The sequence below is a fragment of the Cupriavidus basilensis genome (assembly GCF_008801925.2).
Taxonomy (GTDB): domain Bacteria; phylum Pseudomonadota; class Gammaproteobacteria; order Burkholderiales; family Burkholderiaceae; genus Cupriavidus; species Cupriavidus basilensis.
Window position 1 is genome coordinate 296,444 of record NZ_CP062803.1, and the last position, 22,029, is coordinate 318,472.

Consider the following 22,029-nt stretch of genomic DNA (forward strand, 5'->3'; position numbering starts at 1 on the left):
AACGCCTAGCGCGATACCGGCCGCTTGCCCAGTTTGCGCTGCAGCGTGCGCCGATGCATATTGAGCGCGCGCGCGGTGGCCGAGATGTTGCCCTCGTGTTCGGACAGGACGCGCTGGATGTGCTCCCACTCCAGCCGGGCCACCGATAGCGGCACCGGCTCTTCCATGGCGGCTTCGGCCGCGTCTTCCGATACCCCGGCCATCAGCGCCGTCAGGATCGAATCCACATTGGCCGGCTTGGCCAGGTACTCATCGGCACCATGCTTGACCGCGGCCACCGCAGTGGCAATGCTCGCATAGCCCGTCAGCACCAGGATGCGCGCATCGGGCAACGCCGCGCGCAGCGGCGCGACCAGTTGCAGGCCAGACTCGGCTGGCGCGGTGCTGCCGGCTTCCGGCGGCGCGCTCAGGTGCAGGTCCAGCGTGATGTAGTCAAACGGCGTTTGCGCGGCCAGCGCCAGCGCCTGCTGGCGGTTATGGGCGATCTGCACCGCGTAGCCGCGGCGCGTCAGCGCGCGTGCCAGGGCGCCCGCGAACACGGCATCGTCGTCGACGATCAGGAAAGGAGCGGCATCGCTGGCGCCGGGCTGTGCGCCATCGGCGGCGGGATCGTGTCGTGCGTCGGTCATCGCGGGCTCGTTGTCAGGGGTGAGGCAAACGGTGAGGCGGCCGGTAAGGCTGCCAGGGAGGGTGCGGGCAGGCGCAGCTCGGCCACGGTGCCGCCCTCGTGGTGGTCATGCCAGGCCAGCCGGCCGCCCATCTGCTGGGCCGCGCTTTGCGCCAGGTACACGCCAATGCCCTGGCCGCCATGCATGCTGGTCATCGGTGCTTCGCCCAGGCGCGCGCGCTGGGATTTCGGGATGCCCAGGCCGCGGTCGGTGACGCGGAAGATCAGCGTCGGCAGCGCGCGGTTGTCCTCCAGCGCGATGGCCAGGCGCAGCGGAATCTGCTCGTGCCCCGCGGCCAGCTGGCTGCGTGCGGCGTTGTCCAGCAGGATCGTCAGGATCTGCCCCACGCGCGCGGCCTCCACCGGCAGGGCCGCGGCTTCGCCAATGGCATTGGCTTCCAGCCTGGCATGGGGGTGGCGCAATTGCCAGCGCTCCACATAACCGTCCAGCCACGCATCGATGCGCTGTGGCGCCGCGGTCTCGTGGTCGTCGCGCAGGCGGGCCAGGATCGATTTGCACAGATCGAGCTGTTGTTCCATGGTCTGCAGGTCCGGCAGGTAGGCGCACACTTGCGTGGTGGCCAGGCGCGGGTCCGCCGCATCGGCGCGCAGCTCGCCGGCGATGACCGCCAGCGTGGCCAGCGGCGTGCCGATCTCGTGGGCGACCGCCGCGGCCTGGTCGTTCAGCGCTTCGATGCGCGCGTCGCGCAGCAACTGTTCGCGCGCCAGGTTCAGCTCCGCGTCGCGCTGGCGCAGTACGCCGGACAGGCGCGCCACGAAGACCGCGATCATGGTTGCGCTGGCGACAAAGTTGAGCCACATGCCGGCCAGGTGATAGTTGATGGCGTTGTCCGGGTTGTGCAGGTTCAGCGGCACATACTCGATCAGCATCAGGCTGTAGCAGGCCATCGCGTAGACGGCGAGCGCGATCACGTTGCGCCACGGCAGGATGGCGGCGGCGATCGCCAGGCCCGGCAGGTAGAACGAGACAAAGGGGTTGGTCGCGCCGCCGGTGAAGAACAGGTTGGCCGACAGCGCCGTCAGGTCGACCATCAGCTGGCCCATCAGCTCGGCGTCGCTCGGCATCCCGCCGCGGCTGGTGTGCATGCGCAGGCGCAGGCCGGTGAGCAGGTTGAACACCGCCTGCAGGGAAAGGATCGCCAGCAGGGGGCTGTACGGCAGGATCACGCCGGCAACGGCCTCGCACGAAACCAGCAGCACCGCTTGGCCGCCCATCAGCGCCCAGCGCAGCCAGAACAGGCGGCGCAGGCTCATCAGGTTGTGGCGGACCGGGATGATGCTCGTGGCGGAGCCGGGGCGGGAGGGGGCCGTGTCTGGCGGCACGGCTGCGATGGTATCCATGCCGCGAGTTTAACAACGACCGGCGCCCGGCCTGCCGCGTGCGACACCGTGCCGCATTGGTTGGCGCCGGGGCCGCTGCCAGACTGAACGGTTCGCTGCCGGGTGGCCAACCGGCCGGTTCCTCGATTTGCGCAGCCTGGCTCACGTCGCCAGGGGCGTCATGGTCTAATGTTCTTTTTATGCAGTCCTTTGAATCTCAGTGGAGATAGTCCAGATGCAAGCCAGATTCCTCGCCGCGGTGCCCGCCGCCCTGCTCGCCGCGCTGTGCTCGAGTGCAGCATTTGCCCAGGTCGATGTCAGCAACGCCTGGGCGCGCGGCACCGTGCCGGCGCAGACCGCCACCGGTGTCTTCATGACCCTGCATGCGCACGAGCCCGCCAAGCTGATCGGCGTCAGCACGCCGGCGGCCGCCACGGCCGAAGTGCATGAGATGAAGATGGATGGCAACGTGATGCGCATGCGCGCCATCGGCGCGCTCGACCTGCCCCGCATGCAGGACGTCGAGCTCAAGCCGGGCGGCTATCACGTGATGCTGATGGGCCTCAAGGCGCCGCTCAAGAAGGGCGACACCGTGCCGCTGACGCTCAAGATCGAGCAGGGCGGCAAGGTGATCGAGCAGAAGGTCGACGCCGAAGTGCGCGACCTCACCGCAACGGCGCCGGCCGCCGGCGCGCACGGTGACCACAAGCACTGAAGCACTGCGGCACTGAAGCCGTACAGGCAGCTAGCCTAGCTGCCTAGCTGCGCAGGCTGATCGCGTCGTCCGGCTCGTCGCCGGCGGCCACCGCGATCACGCGGTCGCGCAGCCAGCTATGGCCGGGATCGGCGTCGGTACGGTCGTGCCAGATCAGGCTGAAGCCAAAGCCCGGCAGGGGAAAGGGCGGATCGAACACCGCGAAGCGCGGGTCCCCCTCGAACGCGGCCAGGCTGCGGCGCGCCGTGGTCAGGACCAGGTTGGTGCCGGCAATCAGCGCTGGCGCCACGCTCCAGTGGGGCAGCACGCAGGCAATCTTGCGCCGCCCGCCCACCTTGGCCACGGCAGCGTCGATGGCATCCACGCGCTCGCTGTGGGCCGCCACCAGCACATGCGAGCGGGCCAGGTATGCCACCTGGTCAAGCTTGCCCAGGCCGCGCACCGTGGCCGCATCCACCATGCAGGCATAGGTTTCCTCGAACAGCTCCGTGCAGTGCACGCCTTCCGGGGGCTGGCCGAACACGCCCAGCGCCAGGTCGATCTCGCCGTCCGCGACCTTGGCTGTCATGGCTTCGCGGCTGGCCTGGCTGACCACCAGGTCGATGCCCGGGGCGATCTTGCGCACCGCGCGCAGCAGGCCGGGCAGCAGCGCCATGGCGCCGTAGTCGGACATGCCCAGGCGGAAGCTGCGGCGCGCCGTGGCGGGCTGGAAGCCGGACGGCCCCAGCAGGATGCGCACCTGCGCCAGCGCCTCGGCCAGCGGGCCCGCCAGTTCGTGGGCGCGCGCGCTCGGCACCAGGCCGCCCTGGCCGCGCACCAGCAGCGGGTCGTCCAGCAACTGGCGCAGGCGGCCCAGCGCGTGGCTCACCGCAGGCTGGCTGAGGTGCAGGCGCAGCGCGGCGCGCGAGATATGTCGTTCGGCCAGCAGGGCTTCCAGCACCACCAGCAGGTTCAGGTCGATACCGCGGAGATCATTCATGCGGCGCATATTAACGCTATGAAACGAGAATTGGTAATTCGCGGCGCAATATTTCACACTGAGGCATCCAATTTATGGCGAAGGAGATGCCAAAATGCCTGGCCTCAATCACTTTTCGCCGGCGCTTGCCGGCCTCGTTCCCGTGCTGGTGGCCATTGTTTCCGGGGCGGTGATCCCCTTTCAGGCCGGCGCCAACGCCGCGCTCGGGCGCAGCCTGGGCCATCCGCTATGGGCCACTGTGGTGTCGCTGCTGATCAGCCTGGCGGTGGTGGTGCCGCTGCTGTGGCTGCTGAAGGTTCCGCTGCCCTCGCTGGCGGTGGGCGGGCCGGGCTGGATGTGGGCCGGTGGCGTGGCGGGCGTGTTCTACATTACCGTGGCGCTGGTGCTGGCCCCGCGCCTGGGCGCAGGCGGCTTTATCGCGGCGGTGGTGGCGGGGCAGATGGTGGGCGCGCTGCTGCTGGACCAGTTTGGCCTGGCGGGCTTCGCGGCGCGCGCCGTGACACCGGGGCGCATGGCCGGCGCCGCGCTGGTGGTACTGGGGGTGGTGGTGATGCAGTTCGCCGCGGCGGGCGCGGCCAGCACAACGCCAGCGCAGGCGGCGAACTGATCAGCCTTTGGCTTGCGCCTGGCCGGCATCCTCGCGGCGGCGCGCCAGGCAGGCGGGGCACAGGCAGTGCTGGCCCGGTACGATCTGGCGAGCGGGCAGCAGCGGCTGGGTGGCGCACCAGCAGTTGGGCAGGCCGGCGGCATAGCCGCAGACAAAGCCGGCGCCGCAGGCGCTGCAATGCTCGATGGGGCGCAATTGCCCCGTCAGCACCGTGGCCGGATCGCTCACGGCTTGTCCCCGGGCAGCTTGTCTTCCTGGCCCAGCCGGGACATGGCGGAGCGCATCAGCCGCATCTGGCCCGAAAAATTGGTGCACGCGTCGCAAATGGCCATGTGCCCGCGCATGCGCACGCGCTCGAACCAGCTCAGCGGCCGGTCCATGCCCTCCATGGTCAGGTGATGGATCTCGCGGCAGTTTGGCAGCAGCCGGCGGCGGGGTGGCGTATCAGACATGGCTTCCTTCGGTCGACAGGCGGTTTCAGGCCGCAGCAGCTTGCCTGGCTGCGGTGGCCCGGTTACAAGGTCCCGGCCAGGCGCTCACGCCTTCTGCCCAAACCAGTTCAGTTCCAGGCACTCGCGCAGGCGCATGCGGGCTCGGTACAGCATGACCCAGGCATTAGTCGTCGTGATCTCGAGTTCCTGACAGATTTCTTCGGTTTCCAGCTCTAGCCATTCCCGCATCATGAAAATCCGGCCGATCTTGGCGGGCAGCTTGTCCACGCACAGCTGGAGGATCTCGAAGAACTCGCGGCGCTCCAGCGCGCGGTCCGGGTTGCCCCAGTCCGAAGGTGGCGTATGGTAGTGGCCGTTCTTGGTGAACAGGGCGTCGAAGGCATCGATATCCGATTGCGCCTCGCCGTCTTCGTCGCCGCCGCCCAGCGTCAGGCGTACTTCGCGCCGGCCGCTGCGCAGCGTATCGATGATCTTGTGCTTGAGGATGCCGATGAGGTAGGTCTTCAGCGCGGACTGGCCGCTGAAGCGCTCCGGGTGTTCCAGCGCGGCTACCAGGGTGTCGGAGACGGTATCCTCGGCCAGTGCCTGGTCGCGTAGTTGCAGGCGGGCGAAGCGCAGCAAATGGGGGCGCAGGGCGCTAAGATCGTCGGGGTGCAGGCTCATTGTGTTGCCGCTATTCGGTGGCGATGCGACTGTTGGACAACGGTTGGACAACTGTTGCGTGGATAGAACGCCATGGTGCGCCGCAGTACGCATGCACCGGTTTTGAACCCCCGCTGCACCACCGTCTGCACGCGTGCGCCGCGGTTTCTTGTAAAATCGGCGCCTGCCGCGGCCGGAGGTGGCCTATTCGGGGTAAAAAGCCCCTAACCTATGGTGCACCGCCGGTCAGAATTGCCATGATACCTGTTGAATCTCACGGATGTCCCTTGCCATGAACGCCGACACCCCTGGGCCTGCCGCTACCGCGGTGGCCGCAATTGCCCCAGCCCTCAAGGCCGAAATCCTTGCCGAGGCGCTGCCCTATATCCGCAAGTTCCACGGCAAGACCATTGTGGTCAAGTACGGCGGAAACGCCATGACGGAGGAAAAGCTCAAGCACGGCTTTGCGCGCGACGTGATCCTGCTCAAGCTGGTCGGCATGAACCCGGTCGTGGTTCACGGCGGTGGCCCGCAGATCGACGAAGCCCTGAAGAAGGTTGGCAAGGTCGGCACGTTCATCCAGGGCATGCGCGTGACCGATGAAGAGACCATGGAAGTGGTCGAATGGGTGCTTGGCGGCGAAGTGCAGCAGGACATCGTCATGCTGATCAACCAATATGGCGGCCAGGCCGTGGGGCTGACCGGCAAGGACGGCGGCCTGATCCGCGCCAAGCGCCTCAAGATGCCGGACCGCGAAAGCCCCGGCGCCTTCATCGACATCGGCTTCGTGGGCGATATCGAAGCCATCAACCCGGCGGTGGTCAAGGCCCTGCAGGACGACGCCTTCATCCCGGTGATCTCGCCGATCGGCTTTTCCGACGACGGCCAGGCCTACAACATCAACGCCGATGTGGTGGCGGGCAAGATGGCCGAGATCCTCAAGGCCGAGAAGCTGGTCATGATGACCAACATCCCGGGCGTGATGGACAAGGCCGGCAACCTGCTGACCGACCTGTCGGCGCGCGAGATCGAGGAACTGTTCGCGGATGGCACCATCTCCGGCGGCATGCTGCCCAAGATCTCGTCGGCGCTGGACGCGGCCAAGAGCGGCGTGAATTCGGTGCACATCATCGACGGCCGCATCGAACACTCGCTGCTGCTTGAAATCCTGACCGAACAAGCGTTCGGTACCATGATCCGTTCGCACTAGAACGCATCTACGGCAGCGCGCGCCGCGCGCTGCCGCTTCACTTCTTTTTCTTCCCGCGTGCCCTCTATTTCCCCGCCCTTGCGCCGCAGCCTGCGCGGTGCGCGCCGACGCCGCCCCGCGGGCGACAATTCCGGCCGCACGGTCTGGCTGTTCGACCTCGACAACACGCTGCACGACGCGTCGCATGCGATCTTTCCCGCCATCAACCAGTTGATGACGGCGTATGTCGCGCGCGTGCTGGGCAGTGACGAGGCCACCGCCAGCGAGGTTCGGGTGAAGTACTGGCAGCGCTATGGCGCGACGCTGCTGGGCATGATCCGCCACCACAACGTGGACCCGGCCGACTTCCTGCGCGCCGCGCATGATTTCCCCGAACTGGCGGAGATGGTGCGGGTGCAGCGCGGCCTGGTCGGCCACCTGCGCCGCCTGCCCGGGCGCAAGATCCTGGTGACCAACGCACCGGAGCAATACGCGCGCGCGGTCATGAAGGTGGCTGGCATCCAGCGGTGTTTCGAGCGGGTGGTCGCCATTGAGGACATGTGGGTGCACGGCCATCTGCGGCCCAAGCCGGACCGGCGCATGTTGCGCCGGTTGCTGGTGCAGCAGCGGGTGGCGCCGCACCGCGCGGTGCTGGTGGAAGACACGTTGTCTCACCTCAAGCGCTACGCGGGCACGGGCATTCGCACGGCCTGGGTGACGGGCTACCTGCGCACGCTGGCGCCATCGCGTCCGCACGACGTCCCGATGCCCGCGGACTCCGCCGTGGCGGGCGTCAGCGGTGACGCCGTGCTGCGCAGCACGCTGGATGCGCAGGACCGGCAGCACACCGGCCACGCCGCGCAGGAACATTCAGTCACGCTGGTGGCGGCCGAGACGCAGGATCCGCCCGCGCTGGCGACTGGCACGACAGCGCCGCAGGCGCTGCCGGCATCGGCGCCGCGCGTGCGGGCGCGGATCGTAAATCGCCCCGGCTATGTGGACGTAAAAGTACAATCCATGCATCAACTCCAACGACGAATGCGGAGAATCGGGTCATGATGCACAGTAACGGGCACCCATCGGGTGCGGCTGAGGCCGCCGCCGGGCAGGGCGCAGGCGCGGACGGGGCGCCGGCACGCAAACGCCCGCGTCCTGGCGAGCGGCGTGTGCAGATCCTGCAGACGCTGGCCGGGATGCTGGAAGTGCCGCGCGGGGAAAAGGTCACCACCGCGGCGCTGGCTGCCAAGCTCAGCGTATCGGAGGCGGCGCTGTACCGCCATTTCGCCAGCAAGGCGCAGATGTTCGAAGGCCTGATCGGCTTTATCGAGCAGACCGTCTTCGGACTGATCAACCAGATCACCTCCCAGGAAGAGCATGGCTTGCGCCAGGCGCACGCCGTGGTGCGCATGCTGCTGTCCTTTGCCGAGAAAAATCCCGGCATGACGCGCGTGCTGACCGGCGAGGCGCTGGTGGGCGAGCATGATCGCCTGCAGGAGCGCATCAACCAGGTCGTGGACCGGATCGAGGCCTCGCTGCGGCAGTGCCTGAAGATCGCCATCAGCCAGGGTGCGTTTCCGCCAGACGCCGATGTGCCGGTGCGCGCCGCGCTGATCGTGGCGACCGTGCAGGGCCTGTGGCATCGCTATGCCAAGAGCGGCTTTCGCAAACTGCCCAGCGAGAACGCGGACGCGCAGTTGCGCGTGTTGCTCGGCTAGGCCGCGCCAGCGGTCATGAACAAGGGCAGGCTTGCGCCTGCCCTTTCTTGTTGGTTCGCGTAGATCAGCCCAGCGCCGCCATCAAGCCCGCCATCCGGTACGGCGGGTGATGGCCCACATTCACGTCCAGCCTGCGCCAGGCCTGATGCGATCGAACCAGCGGCGCAGTGCAGCACCGATGCCGGCAAACGCCAGCAGCGGCAGGCCGATCCACGCACACTCCAGCCAGAAGCGCGCAGCGCCAAACAGGCCCGCGCCGGCCAGCGGCAGCGGCCGCCATGGCAAGGTCACGCGTTGCGCCGTCAGTGGGTAGAACAGCGCCGTGCCGATGCCGCGGTCGGTCAGCAGGTCCAGCAAGGGATGCGACACGGTGCTCAGCGCGATGAACACGAACGCGATGCCGCGCCGCCAGCCGCAGCGCCGCGCCGCCAGCGCGGCCAGCAGGCCCAGCGCCACCGCGAAGCCGATCGAGTGGGTCAGGCCGCGGTGGCCCAGCAAGGTGTTGTAGCGCACCCCGGCGTACCAGACGTTGAGCATGTCGACATCCGGCACGATGCTCGCCGCGACACCAGCCAGCAGCAGGCCGGCCGGCACCCGCCGCCGTCCCAGCACGGCCGCCAGCGCGAGTGGCGGGGCGCAATGAAGGTAGGTTGGCATGGCGTCGCTCCTTCGATCAGGCAGATGCCGAGGCGGCGGCGGCGTCTTCTTCGCCGGCCGGGGCGGCAGGTTTGTCGCGCAGCGGTTGCCATGCGGCGCCCGCGGCGTACCAGTCGATGCGCCGGGTCATGACCATGATGGCTGCCAGGATCACGAACATCAGCAGCGAGCCCAGCATCAGCGCATTGTCCTCCGACAGCAGCAGGCCATAGAGCGCGCCGTACAGCACCGTCAGCAGCGTGGCAAAGGCCAGCCCGCGCCGCCAGCTCTGCAGCACGAACGACAGGTAGAACCCCAGCAGCCCGATGCAGGCACCGCTGGCCGCCAGGTAGGCCAGCGCGAACGAGATATGCTCGGACAGGCTCAGCAGCAACAGGAAGAACACCGCGAGCGCCAGGCCTACCAGCAGGTACTGGATCGGGTGGATGCGCAGGCGCTTGATGAGCTCGAACATGAAGAAGCCGGCAAAGGTCAGCAGCACGAACATGGCACCGTACTTCACCGCGCGCTCTGCCTGCAGGTAGATGTTGACCGGATCGATCAGCGTCACCGACACCGTTTCCAGCGTGCCGTCTCCCGGGCCAGCGAGCTGGCCGCGAGCCTTGGTGTTGTACGAGGTCACGCTCCAGTTGCTGCGAAAGCCTTGCGCGGTCACGCTGCGGGTGCGCGGCAGGAAGTCACCGTCGAAACTCGGATGCGGCCAGGCGGAATCGAGCGAGATATCGTTCTGGTCGCCCACCGGGGTGAAGGCCAGCGACTGCGCGCCCAGCAGCGGCAAGGTCAGCGAGAACGGCACCACGCGCTGTGCCTGCGCGGACCTGCCATCCAGGCCGGGCTTTGCGGCCTTGGCGGGCGGCAGGTCGATCTCGGCGTGCAGGCCTTGGGACAGGCTCTTGAGCAGCGCGCCTTGCTCCAGCTTCAGCGCCTTGCCGTCCAGCTCGAACGCAGGCGCCGCCATCAGGCCGCGCGTGTCGCTGATGCCGATCGTGATGTACGGCTGGCCCACCTCAAAGCCGACGTGGCCGGCCGAGCGCGGCAGCTCGGCCGGATCGGGCAGCGCGATGGTGCCCTGCCAGCGGCTTTGCATCTCGTACACCAGCACCTTGTGAATGCCGCGGTAGCGCTCGCTTGGCGTGACCTCGCCCTTGACGCGCAGCGTGGTGGGGAAGACCAGCAGTTGCCTGGCCTCCGCCTGCAGCACGGTGGCATTGGGCCGCTTGGGGTCGCTGCTGTCCGTCACGCGCAGGATCTCCTTGTACGGCAGCACCAGCACCGGGCCGGTCAGGGTTTGCGGGCCGGCGTAGCTCTGCCAGACGCTGCGCACCGCTTCCTCGCGGTAGTGCTTGCGGTCCTGCACGGCGTTGCCCACGAGGTGCAGCGGGATCAGGATCAGCAGGATCAGGAACGCCGTGATGGCGGACTTGAAAAACAGGATTCGGTTCATGGCGGCAGGCGCGCGGGAGTGACGATGCCGCTAGCTTAGGCTTGCCATGTGAGCCGCCGCGGAAGCCTGCGTGAAGCGATGCGCGCGATTGTGTGTTGAGTGTGAAGCCGCTAGGCCGCAGGCAGCGTCAGCGTCGCGCACGCGCCACCTTCGGCGCGGTTGGCCAGCTTGATGTCACCGTGATGCAGCGTGGCGATCTCGCGTACGAAGCACAGGCCCAGCCCGGTGCTCTTGTCTTGTCCGCCGGGGCGCGGCAGCGAATAGAAACGCTCGAACAGGCGCGGCAGCGCATAGTCGGGAACGCCGGGGCCGTGATCGGTGACGCGCACGGCGATCATGTGGGCGGGCTCGTTGCCGTGCGCTACGGACACGTCGACCGTGCTGGCCGCCGGCGCAAAGTCGATGGCATTCTCCAGCAGGTTGCCCAGCGCCTGGTGCAGCAGGAACGGATCGCCCCTCACCACCGCCGCGGGCTGGCCCGGTGGCAGCAAGCGCAGCGTCAGGTCGCGCTGGCGGGCGCGTGGCTCCAGCTCATGCAGCAACTGCTCGATCAGCGGCTCCAGTGCGACCGGCGCGTGGGTCTCCAGGCTCTGGCGTTGCTCCAGCGCCGCCAGCGCCAGCAGCTTGCGGATCATTTCCTCAAGCCGCTGCGCCTGCCTTCGGATATTGGCGACGAAGCGGTTGCGGTCGGCGGCCGGCATGTCTTCCTGCAGCAGCTCGGCGGCGCCGCCGATGGCCGCCAGCGGGCTCTTCATCTCGTGTGTCAGCGTGTGGATATAGTGCTCGACGTACTGTTTGTCCTCCAGCCGCAGGCGCATGCTCTCCACCGAGCGCCCCAGCTCGGCCAGCTCGCTGGCGCCGCGCAGCGGCATCTCGGCACGCTCGCCCGATGCCACCGCACGCGCGTAGCGCTGCAGGCGGCGCAGGCCGTGCACCAGCCACAGCGTGCAGGCCAGGCCGATCACGAACGCACCACCCATCAGCAGCAGGCCGTTGAGCAGGATCTTGCGCTGGCTGCGCTCGATGAACGGCGCCATGGTCACATTGGGCTTGGCCACGGTCAGCACGCCGATGGTCTTGTTGCCGTCGCGGATGGGGGCTGCCACGTGCATCACCGTGCTGGCGTCGTCGTCAGGGTTGGCGCGGGTGCTGCGCGCGCCGTACTCGCCGCGCAGCGTGCGGTAGACGTCGTTCCAGCGCGAGTAATCCGCGCCCACGGCGGCCTCGCCGGAATCGAAGCGCACGATGCCACGCGCGTCCGTGATGTAGATGCGGTAGCCCACCGCATCCTTGTGCATGCCCCACACATTGGCGTCGACCTTGTCCTCGCGCAGCCGCGCCAGGCGGCGCGCGAAGGCGCCGTTGGCAATGCGGCCGCTCTTCATGTCGTCGGCGGCCAGCACCGCCAGCACGTGGGCGGTGTCGACCAGCGTGTCTTCCATGGCCTGCCGCACGCCGGGCTTGACCTCCTGCACGAACACCCGCAGCGTGAGGAAAGCCGCCAGCCCGACGATCAGGAAGAAGCCGAGGAAGATGCGAAGCCCGATATGCATGCGTAGCCGTGGGTGCGTTGTGAGCGAGGTGAAGGAGGGACTCAGCTTTCGAGCGAATACCCCATGCCGCGATGGGTGCGGATCGAATCGCACTCGGGGTCGAGCGCGCGCAGCTTGGCGCGTACCGTCTTGATATGCGTGTCGACGGTGCGGTCGATGGTGTCGACCGCGTCGTGCCAGACCAGGTCCATCAGCTGCGCGCGCGAATAGATGCGCCCGGGGTGCTGCAGCAGCAAGGCCAGCAGCCGGTACTCGTAGCGGGTCAGGTCGAGCCACTGGCCACGCCAGGCCAGGCGCGCGCCGTCGGCATCGAGCGTGAAGCCGTCAGGCGGCGCCAGGGCTTGCACCGGCACCTGCGGTGCTGCGCGCTTGCCGGCACGCCGCAGGATCACGCGCACCCGCGCCGCCAGCTCGCGCGGCGAGAAGGGCTTCACCACATAGTCGTCGGCGCCGATTTCCAGGCCGACGATGCGGTCGATTTCCTCGTTGCGCGCGGTGAGGAAGATCACCGGCACATCGGAGAAGGTGCGCAGCGTGCGGCAGACTTCGAAGCCATTGATGTCGGGCAGGCCCACGTCCAGGATCACCAGGTCCGGCGCCTGCGCGCGCAGGCGCGCCAGCGCAGCGCTGCCGAGCGCGCAGTGCTCGACCGTCATGCCTTCGGTGGATAGCGCATAGAGGATGGTGTCCGCGATCGCGGATTCGTCTTCGATGACCAGGATGCTGGGTGGTTTCGTCAAGGCTGGATTGCGTTTGGTTGGCGTCTGGCGGCGCGCCGCCGCCGGCGCGTTTGTTTGCTCTATAATAAGCGGGTCGCGCCGATTTGAAGACTGGCTTGCGGGCGCGCGGCGGCATGGTAACCCCTGGAGGTTTGGTTTTGGGGGTTCCGGCAGCCAATATAAATGCGGCTAAAGAGGTGGGTCGGTTCCCTGCCACGCAAGGCAACCGGCACGCGGGACGCAAGGCCCGTGCAAAACCCGATTTGGCTGCGCCGTCGTTGATGCTGTGCTTGATGTCAGGTTTGATGTCATCCGCAGGCAACGTCCAAGCAAGGCCGGTCGGGTTTTTTTACGCCTGTTTGCCAACGGGCTCATTCCATGACAGACGTAGCTCCGCCTCCTGCCGCGCTTGCCCTGCCGACCGACTCGGTCGGCATCGTCGCGCCGCAGTGCATGCATTTCACCGAGCCATTGAAGCTGCGCAACGGCACCTCGCTCGCCGACTACGACCTGATGGTCGAGACCTACGGCACGCTCAACGCCGCCCGCTCCAACGCCGTGCTGGTGTGCCACGCGCTTAACGCCTCGCACCACGTGGCCGGCGTGTACGCGCACGACCTGCGCGATGTCGGCTGGTGGGACAATATGGTCGGCCCGGGCAAGCCGCTCGACACCGACCGCTTCTTCGTCATCGGCGTCAACAACCTTGGCTCCTGCTTCGGCTCGACTGGCCCGATGAGTGCCAACCCCGCCACCGGCCAGCCCTACGGCGCCACCTTCCCGGTGGTCACCGTGGAAGACTGGGTCAATGCCCAGGCGCGCGTGGCGGACCGCTTCGGCATCACCCAGTTCGCGGCGGTGATGGGCGGCAGCCTGGGCGGCATGCAAGCGCTGGCCTGGAGCCTGATGTACCCGGATCGGCTGCGCCACTGCATCGTGGTGGCCTCCACGCCCAAGCTGTCGGCGCAGAACATCGCCTTCAACGAGGTCGCGCGCAGCGCCATCCTGTCGGACCCCGATTTCCACGGCGGCAACTACTACGCGCATGGCGTCAAGCCCAAGCGCGGCCTGCGCGTGGCGCGCATGATCGGCCATATCACCTACCTGTCCGACGAGGACATGGCGGAGAAATTCGGCCGCGAGCTCAAGACCGATGACATCCGCTTCTCCTTCGATGTCGAGTTCCAGGTGGAGAGCTACCTGCGCTACCAGGGCGACAAGTTCGCCGAGTACTTCGATGCCAACACCTACTTGCTGATCACGCGCGCGCTCGACTACTTCGATCCGGCGCTGGCCTTCGGCGGCGATCTCACGCGCGCGGTGTCGCAGACGCAGGCCAGTTTCCTGGTGGCCAGCTTCACCACCGACTGGCGCTTCGCGCCCAATCGCAGCCGCGAGCTGGTCAAGGCCCTGCTCGACAACAAGCGCCCGGTCAGCTATGCGGAGATCGATGCGCCGCACGGGCACGATGCCTTCCTGCTGGACGACCCGCGCTACCACAACCTGATGCGCGCCTACTACGAACGCATCGCCGAGGAGATAGGCGCATGAATGCCGCGGCCAACCCCAATATCCTGGCGCTGCGCCCCGACTTCCGCGCCATCGCGCGCTGGATCGAGCCCAATTCCACCGTGCTCGACCTGGGCTGCGGCGACGGCAGCCTGCTGCGCGTGCTGCAGGACGAGCTCGACGTGCAGGCCTACGGCATCGAGATCCAGGACGAAGGCGTGCTGGCATGCGTGCAGAAGGGTGTGCACGTGATCCAGCAGAACCTGGAAGGCGGCCTGGCGCTGTTCGAGGACAAGAGCTTCGATACGGTGATCTTGTCGCAGACGCTGCAGACCATCCACAACACCGCGCAGGTCCTGCGCGAGACGCTGCGGGTGGGGCGCGAATGCATCGTGTCCTTTCCCAACTTTGGCTACTGGCCGCACCGGCTGTCGGTGTTCCGAGGGCGCATGCCGGTGTCTGAGGCGCTGCCATACCAGTGGTACAACACGCCGAACGTACGGGTGCTGACCATCAGCGACTTTGAATCGCTGGCGTCCAAGGTCGGCCTGCGCATCCTTGACCGCGTGGTGATGCACGAGGGCGTGACGGTCAACTGGGGCTCGAACTGGCGCGGCAGCCTGGCGGTGTACCGGGTTTGCGCCACGTGAACCGGCGAGGGCGGGGGCTGCGCTTGGCGGTCCGCCGCGCTAGCCGCTGGTCTCCAGCGCGGCCTGCGCCACCAGGTAGTCGATAAAGGCGCGCACCTTGGGGGCCAGGTGGCGGGTTGGCGTGTAGACCGCGAAGGCCGTGCCCACGTAGGGTTCGAGGATTTCCCAGTCGTCCAGCACCGGCACCAGGCTGCCCGACGCCAGCGCCGCGGCGGCCGAGAAGTCCGGCACCAGCCCGATGCCCCCGCCGGCCTGCGCCATGGCGACAATGGCCGCGCTGTTGTTGAGCGTGACCTTTGGCGGGATGCGCAGTGCCACGGTCTGCCCGTCGCGCCTGCGCCGCAGGCTCCAGCGCTCGCCAAAGGCGCCATAGCCCAGGTAGAGGCAGCGATGCCCGGCTAACGCCGCCGGCTCGGCTGGCGTGCCATGCCGCGCCAGCCAGCCGGGTGCCGCCACCAGCCGGTAACGTACCGCGCGGATTGGCCGCGCTGCCAGCCCCGGCGCCAGTTCGCGCGCAATGCGGATGGCTACGTCCACGCCTTCTTCCACCAGGTCCACCAGGCGGTCCGCCAGCGTCAATTGCAGGTCCAGCGCGGGAAAGCGGTCCAGCAGGGCCGGCAGCCGTGGCGCCAGCCAGGCCTGCCCGAACACCACCGGTGCGCTGACCCGCAGCAGGCCGTGCGGTGCGCCGCCGTGGTCGCTGGCCAGCGTGCTGACTTCCTGCGCCGCGGCCACCATCCGGGCGCACGCGGCGTGCACTGCCTGTCCGAGCTCAGTCAGGGTGAAGGCGCGCGTGGTCCGTTGCAGCAGGCTGCCGCCGATGGCCGCTTCCAGCCGCGTCACATGGCGGCTGACGGCGGAGGGCGTCATGCCCAGCTCGCGGGCGGCGGCGGAGAAACTGCCGCATTCCACCACCCGGGCGAATACGGCCATGGCGTTGAGTTGCGCGACCGGCATGGGCTGGCTCTCATATTTGTGATCACAGATCAAATAATAATTGCTTGCAGGATGGATTGTTGACCTGAATGCACGGTGGAACAATGACGTCCAAGCGTACGAAGCTCCGTAGGAGACATCCATGAATATCGATCGATCTGGCGCCGCCGTGGCTTCCCCGGCCGCCACCCCGGCCCCCCAGGCCACGGAACCCGCACGGCGTGGCGGTGCCTGGCGCATGGTGGCCGCCATGGCCCTGTCGGGCACCATCGGCTGGTTCGTGGTGACCAGCGGGCAGTCGCCGCTGGACGTGGTGTTTTTCCGCTGCATTTTCGGCGGCGCCGCGTTGCTGGGCACGCTCGCCCTGCGGCGCGGCTGGCAGCCCATGCGCGCCCGCGACTGGCGCTGGCTGGCGCTGGGCGGGGTCACGCTGATCCTCAACTGGCTGGCCTTGTTCTCTGCCTATTCGTACAGCGGCATTTCGGTGTCCACGGTCGTTTATCACACCCAGCCCTTCTTCCTGCTGCTGCTGGCGGCGCTGTTCCAGCGCGAGGCCATCGCGCCCGGGCGGCTTGCGTGGCTGGTGCTGGCCTTTGGCGGCGTGGTGCTGATCACAGGGCTGGAGCACGGCGGTGCCACCGGCGGCATGCTGGCCGGGGTCGGGCTGGCAATGCTGGCGGCCTTGCTGTATGCCATCACCACCATGGCCACGCGCCGCCTCAAGGGGATTGCGGCGGGGCAGATCGCGGGCCTGCAGATGGCGATGGGGGTGGTCATGCTGTTCCCCCTGGCGCATCCGGCGGTCGAGACGTTCGGCGGGCGGACCTGGGGGGCATTGCTGGCGCTGGGCCTTGTCCATACCGGCGTGATGTACACGCTGCTGTATGGCGCCTTCCAGCGCCTCAACGTGCTATCGATCGCCACGCTCTCGTTTGTCTATCCGCTGGTGGCCATCGTGATTGATGTGCTGGTGTTCGGGGTGGTGCTCACGCCACTGCAGCTCGCTGGCATGGCGCTGATCCTGTTGGCGGTGATCGGCAACCAGCTTGGCTGGAATCCGCTGCGGCGGGCGCGGGCGGGGGGCTGACCCTGCGGCGGATTGGAGGGTGCGCCCGACGGAGGCGGTGCCAGCGCCCGTCCGCCGTTTGCAGTATTATCGAACGATCGTACTTTTTTGGTCCACGACATGTCCGCCACGCCAGCCAGCCAGACCGTCCATTCCTTCGACCACGCGATCGCGCTGGAGCCGGCGGGGGGTAATCTCTTCCACGGCCGCACCACGCCGGCCTACTGGAACATGATCGGCCCCTTCGGTGGCATCACGGCGGCCACCTTGCTGCAAGCCGTGCTGCAGCATCCCGAGCGGCTGGGCGATCCGTCCGCGCTGACCGTCAACTTTGCCGGACCGATCGTCGAAGGGCCGTTCGTGATCGAAGCGCGTCCGGTGCGCACCAACCGCAACACCCAGCACTGGACCATCGAGCTGCGCCAGGGCGATGAAGTGGCCACCACGGCCACCGCCTTCTTCGCCGTGCGCCGCGAGACCTGGAGTTGCGGCGAGGCCGTGTTCCCGCAGGTGCCGCCGGCAAGCGATGTCGCCCCGATGGCCGGTTTTGCCCCGGTGCGCTGGCTGGATGCGTATGAGTTGCGGCCGGTGCGCGGCGCCAAGCCGAATGTCGAGGCCGGCACCGAGAACCCGGACAGCTTGACCCAGTTCTGGCTGCGCGACGCGCCGGCGCGTACGCCGGACTTCGCCGCGATGGCGGCATGGTGCGACACCTTCTACCCGCGGATCTTCCTCAAGCGCGCCGGCTTCGTGCCGGCCGGCACGGTGTCGCTGACCACGTATTTCCATGCCGACGCCCCGACCCTGGCCGCGCTGGGCGACAGCCACGTGCTGGGCAGCGCCCAGGCGCAGGTGTTCCGCCAGGGCTTCTTCGACCAGAGCGCGCAGATCTGGAGCCCGCAGGGAGAACTGCTCGCGACCTCGCACCAGATCGTCTATTACAAGCAGTAAGAGGCCATTTTGAAACAGCCTCCGAGCGAGTCAGCGTTCGCGCTGCTGGGTGCCGGGGGCTAGGCCGCAGCGCGGGCCCGGGCTTCATAGCGATGCACGGTGTTGCGCATCGCCCAAAGCAGCACTACGCCGGGCACCGCCACCACCACGGTGCTCAGGTAAAAGGCCGACCAGCCGAAGGCCTCCACCAGGTAGCCAGAGCTGGGGCCAACATAGACGCGCCCGACCGAGGCCAGCGCCGAGAGCAGCGCGTACTGGGTGGCCGAGAACGAGCGGTTGCACAGTGTCATCAGCAGCGCCACGAAGGCCGCCGTGCCCATGCCGCCACAGAGGTTCTCCACCGCGATGGTGGCGCCCATGGTCCACAGGTGCGGCGGCGTCACCGCCAGGATCCAGTAGCCGAGGTTGGACACCCCCTGCAAGATGCCGAACAGCATCAGTGAGCGGTACAGGCCCAGGCGCACCATCAGCGTGCCGCCGAACAGCGCGCCCACAATGGTGGCGGCCAGTCCTAGCGTCTTGTTGACCAGGCCGACTTCGCCGGCCGAAAAGCCCACGCCGCGGATCAGGAAGGTGGTGGACAGGCTGCCGGCAAACGCATCGCCCAGCTTGTAGAGCACGATCAGCAGCAGCAGCCACCAGGCGCCCGGGCGCGAGAAGAAGTCGCGCAGCGGGCCCAGGATGGCTTCCTCCATGGAGCGCGGCGTGCGCGCAGGCGATTCCGCCTCGGGCGCCCACAGCAGGCTGACGATGCCGATGCCCATCAATCCCGCCATCAGCAGGTACATCTGCTGCCAGCCCAGCACGCGGTCGGCCAGCCACAGTGCCAGTCCGCCCGACACCAGCATCGCCAGCCGGTAGCCCAGCACCTTGACCGCCGCTCCCACGCCACGCTCCGGCGCGCGCAGCACGTCGGTGCTGTAGGCGTCGAACACGATGTCCTGCGAGGCAGACAGGAAGGCCACCAGCGTGGCCAGCGCCGCCAGTGTCCATAGCGCCTCGTGCGGCGGGCAGAAGGCCATGCCCGCGATGCCCAGCACCAGCCCGATCTGGGTCACCAGCAGCCAGCCGCGGCGCCGGCCCAGCAGCGGCGGTGTATAGCGGTCCATCAGCGGGGCCCACAGGAACTTGAAGATATAGGCCTGGCCCACCAGCGAGAAAAAGCCGATGGTCTTGATATCCAGCCCTTCCACCGTCATCCAGGCCTGCAATGTGCCGGAGGTGAGTGCCAGCGGCAGCCCGGAAGCGAAGCCCAGTGTGAGCATGGCACCGATGCGGCGATTGCGGAAAATGTCGAGATAGGCTTGAAAGGTCATGAATCAGGATGGCAAGCGGGGCAATCGGAGCAAATCGGGGCAATCAGGCTGGGCAAGGCGCCGTGTATTATTGCATTACCGTCAGCGCCGCCCCGACGCGTGGGACGCGCCGGGCCCGGACCGTGTCCTGGCCGCATCAAACCTTGCTCACCCTGCTTGCCGAAAACCGCATCCAAGGAATCGTCCATGTCCGATCGCCAGCGTTGTCAGTACCGCCACCGGCGGGCCGGATTTGCGTTGCCACGTCGACTGGCCGCGCTGGCGCTGGCGGCCAGCGCCGCGTTGAGCATGAGCGCGGTCCAGGCCCAGGGCCAGGCCCAGCCGCAGGACGCTGAAGATGGCATCCGCGTGCAACGCGGCGGCGCGTCCATCCGCCAGATCGTGCCGGTCGAGGTCATCGAGCAGCAGGCCTCGCAGGAGTACGAGCAACTCAAGGAAGAGGCGCAGGCCAAGAAGACCCTGGTCGGCGACAATAACCCGCAACTGGTGCGCCTGCGCGCCATCGCCAAGCGCATCCTGCCGCAGACCCCGCGCTGGAACGAGCGCGCGAAGCAATGGAAGTGGGAAGTCAACCTGATCAACTCCAGGCAGGTCAATGCGTTCTGCATGCCCGGCGGCAAGATCGCCTTCTACTCCGGCCTGCTCGACCAGCTCAAGCTGACCGATGACGAAGTCGCCATGGTGATGGGGCACGAAATCGCCCATGCGCTGCAGGAGCATGCGCGCGAGCGGGCGGCCAAGTCCGAGATCACCAACCTGGGCGCCAACGTGATCTCGCAACTGTTCGGCTTCGGCAACCTCGGCAATATGGCCCTGGGCACCGGGGCGCAGTTGCTCACGCTGCGGTTTTCGCGCTCGGACGAGACCGAGGCCGACCTGGTCGGCATGGACATCGCCGCGCGTGCCGGCTACGACCCGCGCGCCGCCGTGTCGCTATGGCAAAAGATGGGCGCGGTCTCGCAATCGTCGGCGCAGTCGGGCTCGGAGTTCCTCTCCACCCATCCATCGGGCCGCACCCGCATCGCCGAGCTGGAGAAGCACCTGCCCGAGGTGTTGCCGCTCTACGCGCGCGCGATCGATTCCAGCGTTAGCAAGCTGCCGCCCTATCGGGCCAATATGGCCAACCTGAGCGGCGCGCCGGTCGACAGCGGCGACGACGACCGGCAAAAGCCACTAAAAAAGTAAAGACACCCGAGAGGCTCTCTTTATGGCAGATCCTGTACGATCAGTACATCGAACAGGGGCAATGAGGAGAGGACCATGAAGCGTTGGGTGCGATTCAGTCTGATGGCCGGCGCGTTGCTGGCGGGCGGCAGTGCGCAGGCGGCCGACCAACTGCTGAGCATGCCGATCGACAAGGCGCTGGCCACACCGGGGGCCAAGGAGCGCGTGGACCCGTCGATCAGGCTGCTGTTCGGTTTCAACAAGCTGCCGGGCGCGCAGGACGGCCAGTCTTTCAAGACCGTCAAGCGCATGCGCCGGCCTATCGACAACAGCAGCTCCACCGGCGGACCGCCGCCGCCGCCCGACGACGCGTTGTGCGCCACCCTCTTCGTGCAGGCGGTGCAGGAGTTGCAGCAGCGCGCGACCAAGGAAGGCGGCAGCGCCGTGGTCAATATCCGCAGCAACTGGAAGGACGACGAGACCGCCAGCGACAGCACCTACGTCTGCGCCAAGGGCAGCGCCTACCTTGGCGTTGCGCTCAAGGGCGTCGTGGTCAAGGCCGGGATCTGACCGAAGGGATTTCCCGGGGCGAAAAAAAGCCGGCGATGGTTTCGCCGGCTTTTTTTCATTCGCGGCTGGTGCCGCCGTATCAGCGCGTAAGCGTGTCAGGCGCTCAGGCCAGTCGCCTCGTCCGCGCCGACATGCACGTTCATGCATTGCACCGCGGCGCCGGCAGCGCCCTTGCCCAGGTTGTCCAGGCGCGCCATCAGCACGATGCGCTCGGCCGAGCCGAACACGAACAGGTCCACGCGGTTGGTGTCGTTGCTGGCCTGCACGTCGAAGAAGCCGCCGTCCAGGTTGGCTTCGTCGCCCACCGGCATCACGCGCACGAACTGCTCGCCTTCATAGTGCTTGCGGTACAGATCGGCGATCTGTTCCGGCGTGACCTTGCGCGCCAGGCGATCCGGGTACACCGGCACCGTCACGGCCAGGCCCTTGAGGAAGTTGCCGACGATGGGGTTGAAGATCGGCGCCTGCGCCAGGCCGGCCTGCACGCGCATCTCGGGCAGGTGCTTGTGCGCGAGGCCGAGCGAGTAGGGGCGCGGGCTGTCCAGCTTTGGGTTACCGCCGGCTTCGAACTCGGCAATCATCTGCTTGCCGCCGCCGCTGTAGCCGGTCAGCGAGAACGCCGAGATCGGGTAGTCGGCCTGCATCACGCCGGCTTCCACCAGCGGGCGCACCGCCATCAGGAAGGCGCTGGCGTGGCAGCCCGGCACGGCGATGCGCTTGCTGGCGCGGATCTTCTCGCGCTGGCCGCGCGTGAGTTCCGGCAGGCCGTAGGCCCAGCTGTCGGTGGTGCGGAACGCCGTGCTGGCGTCGATCACGCAGGTATTGGGGTTGGTCACCAGCGCCACGGCCTCGCGGGAGGCAACGTCGGGCAGGCACAGGAAAGCGACGTCGGCAGCATTCAGAAAGCGTGCTCGTTCGGCCGGATCCTTGCGCTTGTCGTCGGCGATACGCAGCAGCTCCACGTCGGAACGGCCGGAGAGATAGTCGAGCAACCGGAGACCGGTGGTGCCTTCCTGACCATCTACGAACACTTTGAAAACCATGGCGGACTCACTCGGAAATACGAAGGGTCCCATGCCGGAATCGGATGGGAAGCAGCATTGTAACTAGGTTGGGGGACGTCGCAGGGCGCATGCCGCGGCGCATCGCAAATTCCCTTGTTAGTTGTAACCTAGTAGGTTAAATTC

Annotated in this window: 24 protein-coding genes; 11 read left to right on the forward strand and 13 right to left on the reverse strand. The window is 67.5% G+C overall.

Features of this window, described 5'->3' with window-relative positions:
• Positions 1-5: 5 nt before the first annotated feature.
• Both F7R26_RS01270 and F7R26_RS01275 read right to left on the reverse strand, forming a co-directional pair.
• Complete coding sequence (locus F7R26_RS01270) at positions 6-629, reverse strand: response regulator transcription factor (protein ID WP_150989801.1); 624 nt, start codon at positions 627-629, stop codon at positions 6-8.
• Complete coding sequence (locus F7R26_RS01275; RefSeq protein WP_150989804.1) at positions 626-2,029, reverse strand: ATP-binding protein; 1,404 nt, start codon at positions 2,027-2,029, stop codon at positions 626-628. The genes F7R26_RS01270 and F7R26_RS01275 overlap by 4 nt, the downstream gene beginning before the upstream one ends.
• Positions 2,030-2,243: 214 nt before the next feature.
• Between F7R26_RS01275 and F7R26_RS01280 the strand changes: the two genes are divergently transcribed.
• Positions 2,244-2,723: a copper chaperone PCu(A)C gene (locus tag F7R26_RS01280; protein ID WP_150989807.1), complete on the forward strand. Its 480-nt coding sequence runs from the start codon at positions 2,244-2,246 to the stop codon at positions 2,721-2,723.
• 43 nt (positions 2,724-2,766) lie between these two features.
• Here F7R26_RS01280 and F7R26_RS01285 read toward each other — a convergent pair whose 3' ends face one another.
• A complete protein-coding gene (locus tag F7R26_RS01285) occupies positions 2,767-3,702 on the reverse strand; it encodes a LysR family transcriptional regulator (RefSeq protein ID WP_150989810.1) in 936 nt (311 codons plus the stop codon).
• A 94-nt stretch (positions 3,703-3,796) separates the two neighbouring features.
• Here F7R26_RS01285 and F7R26_RS01290 point away from each other — a divergent pair, with 94 nt between their 5' ends.
• Complete coding sequence (locus tag F7R26_RS01290; protein ID WP_150989813.1) at positions 3,797-4,309, forward strand: DMT family transporter; 513 nt, start codon at positions 3,797-3,799, stop codon at positions 4,307-4,309.
• On the opposite strand, the gene F7R26_RS01295 is transcribed toward F7R26_RS01290, so the two are convergent.
• From F7R26_RS01295 to F7R26_RS01305, 3 genes are all read right to left on the reverse strand, one after another.
• Positions 4,310-4,537 (reverse strand): cysteine-rich CWC family protein, encoded by a 228-nt coding sequence (locus F7R26_RS01295; protein ID WP_150989817.1) that lies wholly within the window; start codon positions 4,535-4,537, stop codon positions 4,310-4,312. It abuts the gene before it with no gap.
• Positions 4,534-4,761, reverse strand: a complete 228-nt coding sequence (locus tag F7R26_RS01300; protein ID WP_150989820.1) for a zf-HC2 domain-containing protein — start codon at positions 4,759-4,761, stop codon at positions 4,534-4,536. The genes F7R26_RS01295 and F7R26_RS01300 overlap by 4 nt, the downstream gene beginning before the upstream one ends.
• An 84-nt stretch (positions 4,762-4,845) precedes the next feature.
• Entirely contained in the window at positions 4,846-5,424 is a 579-nt protein-coding gene (locus F7R26_RS01305; protein ID WP_150989823.1) for a sigma-70 family RNA polymerase sigma factor, read from the reverse strand.
• Positions 5,425-5,683: 259 nt separating this feature from the next.
• Here F7R26_RS01305 and argB point away from each other — a divergent pair, with 259 nt between their 5' ends.
• Genes argB through slmA form a run of 3 tightly spaced genes read left to right on the forward strand, consistent with a single transcriptional unit; the run spans position 5,684 to position 8,307 of the window.
• A complete protein-coding gene (gene argB / locus F7R26_RS01310; RefSeq protein WP_006162725.1) occupies positions 5,684-6,613 on the forward strand; it encodes an acetylglutamate kinase in 930 nt (309 codons plus the stop codon).
• A 57-nt stretch (positions 6,614-6,670) separates the two neighbouring features.
• Complete coding sequence (locus F7R26_RS01315) at positions 6,671-7,651, forward strand: pyrimidine 5'-nucleotidase (protein WP_170301954.1); 981 nt, start codon at positions 6,671-6,673, stop codon at positions 7,649-7,651.
• Complete coding sequence (gene slmA, locus F7R26_RS01320; protein ID WP_150989825.1) at positions 7,648-8,307, forward strand: nucleoid occlusion factor SlmA; 660 nt, start codon at positions 7,648-7,650, stop codon at positions 8,305-8,307. Before F7R26_RS01315 ends, slmA begins: the two co-directional genes overlap by 4 nt.
• A 120-nt stretch (positions 8,308-8,427) precedes the next feature.
• Here the strand turns inward: slmA and F7R26_RS01325 are convergent, their stop codons facing one another.
• The 4 genes from F7R26_RS01325 to creB all read right to left on the reverse strand — a co-directional run bounded on the left by F7R26_RS01325 (position 8,428) and on the right by creB (position 12,701).
• Positions 8,428-8,964: a metal-dependent hydrolase gene (locus tag F7R26_RS01325; RefSeq protein ID WP_150989828.1), complete on the reverse strand. Its 537-nt coding sequence runs from the start codon at positions 8,962-8,964 to the stop codon at positions 8,428-8,430.
• Positions 8,965-8,980: 16 nt separating this feature from the next.
• Positions 8,981-10,408: a cell envelope integrity protein CreD gene (gene creD, locus F7R26_RS01330; protein WP_150989831.1), complete on the reverse strand. Its 1,428-nt coding sequence runs from the start codon at positions 10,406-10,408 to the stop codon at positions 8,981-8,983.
• 110 nt (positions 10,409-10,518) lie between these two features.
• Positions 10,519-11,961 carry a two-component system sensor histidine kinase CreC gene (gene creC / locus F7R26_RS01335; RefSeq protein WP_150989835.1) on the reverse strand — a complete coding sequence of 481 codons (1,443 nt, stop codon included), beginning with the start codon at positions 11,959-11,961 and terminating at the stop codon, positions 10,519-10,521.
• A gap of 41 nt (positions 11,962-12,002) precedes the next feature.
• The gene (creB, locus tag F7R26_RS01340) at positions 12,003-12,701 is read right to left on the reverse strand and encodes a two-component system response regulator CreB (protein ID WP_150989840.1); all 699 of its coding nucleotides are present in this window, start codon (positions 12,699-12,701) and stop codon (positions 12,003-12,005) included.
• 357 nt (positions 12,702-13,058) lie between these two features.
• Between creB and metX the strand changes: the two genes are divergently transcribed.
• A complete protein-coding gene (metX, locus tag F7R26_RS01345) occupies positions 13,059-14,231 on the forward strand; it encodes a homoserine O-succinyltransferase MetX (protein WP_150989843.1) in 1,173 nt (390 codons plus the stop codon).
• The gene (metW, locus tag F7R26_RS01350) at positions 14,228-14,839 is read left to right on the forward strand and encodes a methionine biosynthesis protein MetW (RefSeq protein WP_150989846.1); all 612 of its coding nucleotides are present in this window, start codon (positions 14,228-14,230) and stop codon (positions 14,837-14,839) included. Before metX ends, metW begins: the two co-directional genes overlap by 4 nt.
• A gap of 39 nt (positions 14,840-14,878) precedes the next feature.
• Here the strand turns inward: metW and F7R26_RS01355 are convergent, their stop codons facing one another.
• The gene (locus F7R26_RS01355; protein ID WP_150989849.1) at positions 14,879-15,796 is read right to left on the reverse strand and encodes a LysR family transcriptional regulator; all 918 of its coding nucleotides are present in this window, start codon (positions 15,794-15,796) and stop codon (positions 14,879-14,881) included.
• A gap of 121 nt (positions 15,797-15,917) precedes the next feature.
• Here F7R26_RS01355 and F7R26_RS01360 point away from each other — a divergent pair, with 121 nt between their 5' ends.
• Together F7R26_RS01360 and F7R26_RS01365 are read left to right on the forward strand one after the other, a co-directional pair.
• Positions 15,918-16,862 carry a DMT family transporter gene (locus F7R26_RS01360; RefSeq protein ID WP_416351294.1) on the forward strand — a complete coding sequence of 315 codons (945 nt, stop codon included), beginning with the start codon at positions 15,918-15,920 and terminating at the stop codon, positions 16,860-16,862.
• Positions 16,863-16,961: 99 nt separating this feature from the next.
• Complete coding sequence (locus tag F7R26_RS01365; RefSeq protein WP_150989852.1) at positions 16,962-17,792, forward strand: acyl-CoA thioesterase; 831 nt, start codon at positions 16,962-16,964, stop codon at positions 17,790-17,792.
• A gap of 59 nt (positions 17,793-17,851) precedes the next feature.
• Here F7R26_RS01365 and F7R26_RS01370 read toward each other — a convergent pair whose 3' ends face one another.
• On the reverse strand, positions 17,852-19,108 hold the full coding sequence (locus F7R26_RS01370; RefSeq protein ID WP_043343074.1) for a muropeptide transporter: 1,257 nt from the start codon (positions 19,106-19,108) through the stop codon (positions 17,852-17,854).
• Between the two features lie 186 nt (positions 19,109-19,294).
• Between F7R26_RS01370 and F7R26_RS01375 the strand changes: the two genes are divergently transcribed.
• Together F7R26_RS01375 and F7R26_RS01380 are read left to right on the forward strand one after the other, a co-directional pair.
• Positions 19,295-20,293, forward strand: coding sequence for a M48 family metallopeptidase (locus F7R26_RS01375; RefSeq protein WP_416351295.1), 999 nt, complete (start codon positions 19,295-19,297; stop codon positions 20,291-20,293).
• 75 nt (positions 20,294-20,368) lie between these two features.
• Positions 20,369-20,842: an excinuclease ATPase gene (locus tag F7R26_RS01380; protein WP_150989856.1), complete on the forward strand. Its 474-nt coding sequence runs from the start codon at positions 20,369-20,371 to the stop codon at positions 20,840-20,842.
• Positions 20,843-20,937: 95 nt separating this feature from the next.
• Here F7R26_RS01380 and argC read toward each other — a convergent pair whose 3' ends face one another.
• Positions 20,938-21,885, reverse strand: a complete 948-nt coding sequence (gene argC / locus F7R26_RS01385) for an N-acetyl-gamma-glutamyl-phosphate reductase (protein WP_150989859.1) — start codon at positions 21,883-21,885, stop codon at positions 20,938-20,940.
• Between the last annotated feature and the right edge of the window lie 144 nt (positions 21,886-22,029).

Coding starts and splice junctions, on each gene's coding strand:
- F7R26_RS01375 (WP_416351295.1), top strand. CDS start 19,295: ATGTCCGATCGCCAGCGTTGTCAGTACCGCCACCGGCGGGCCGGATTT.
- F7R26_RS01365 (WP_150989852.1), top strand. CDS start 16,962: ATGTCCGCCACGCCAGCCAGCCAGACCGTCCATTCCTTCGACCACGCG.
- F7R26_RS01360 (WP_416351294.1), top strand. CDS start 15,918: ATGAATATCGATCGATCTGGCGCCGCCGTGGCTTCCCCGGCCGCCACC.
- metW (WP_150989846.1), top strand. CDS start 14,228: ATGAATGCCGCGGCCAACCCCAATATCCTGGCGCTGCGCCCCGACTTC.
- F7R26_RS01270 (WP_150989801.1), bottom strand. CDS start 629: ATGACCGACGCACGACACGATCCCGCCGCCGATGGCGCACAGCCCGGC.
- F7R26_RS01305 (WP_150989823.1), bottom strand. CDS start 5,424: ATGAGCCTGCACCCCGACGATCTTAGCGCCCTGCGCCCCCATTTGCTG.
- F7R26_RS01380 (WP_150989856.1), top strand. CDS start 20,369: ATGAAGCGTTGGGTGCGATTCAGTCTGATGGCCGGCGCGTTGCTGGCG.
- F7R26_RS01300 (WP_150989820.1), bottom strand. CDS start 4,761: ATGTCTGATACGCCACCCCGCCGCCGGCTGCTGCCAAACTGCCGCGAG.
- F7R26_RS01370 (WP_043343074.1), bottom strand. CDS start 19,108: ATGACCTTTCAAGCCTATCTCGACATTTTCCGCAATCGCCGCATCGGT.
- F7R26_RS01325 (WP_150989828.1), bottom strand. CDS start 8,964: ATGCCAACCTACCTTCATTGCGCCCCGCCACTCGCGCTGGCGGCCGTG.
- F7R26_RS01285 (WP_150989810.1), bottom strand. CDS start 3,702: ATGAATGATCTCCGCGGTATCGACCTGAACCTGCTGGTGGTGCTGGAA.
- F7R26_RS01290 (WP_150989813.1), top strand. CDS start 3,797: ATGCCTGGCCTCAATCACTTTTCGCCGGCGCTTGCCGGCCTCGTTCCC.
- F7R26_RS01355 (WP_150989849.1), bottom strand. CDS start 15,796: ATGCCGGTCGCGCAACTCAACGCCATGGCCGTATTCGCCCGGGTGGTG.
- argB (WP_006162725.1), top strand. CDS start 5,684: ATGTCCCTTGCCATGAACGCCGACACCCCTGGGCCTGCCGCTACCGCG.
- F7R26_RS01280 (WP_150989807.1), top strand. CDS start 2,244: ATGCAAGCCAGATTCCTCGCCGCGGTGCCCGCCGCCCTGCTCGCCGCG.
- argC (WP_150989859.1), bottom strand. CDS start 21,885: ATGGTTTTCAAAGTGTTCGTAGATGGTCAGGAAGGCACCACCGGTCTC.
- F7R26_RS01275 (WP_150989804.1), bottom strand. CDS start 2,029: ATGGATACCATCGCAGCCGTGCCGCCAGACACGGCCCCCTCCCGCCCC.
- metX (WP_150989843.1), top strand. CDS start 13,059: ATGACAGACGTAGCTCCGCCTCCTGCCGCGCTTGCCCTGCCGACCGAC.
- slmA (WP_150989825.1), top strand. CDS start 7,648: ATGATGCACAGTAACGGGCACCCATCGGGTGCGGCTGAGGCCGCCGCC.
- creC (WP_150989835.1), bottom strand. CDS start 11,961: ATGCATATCGGGCTTCGCATCTTCCTCGGCTTCTTCCTGATCGTCGGG.
- creD (WP_150989831.1), bottom strand. CDS start 10,408: ATGAACCGAATCCTGTTTTTCAAGTCCGCCATCACGGCGTTCCTGATC.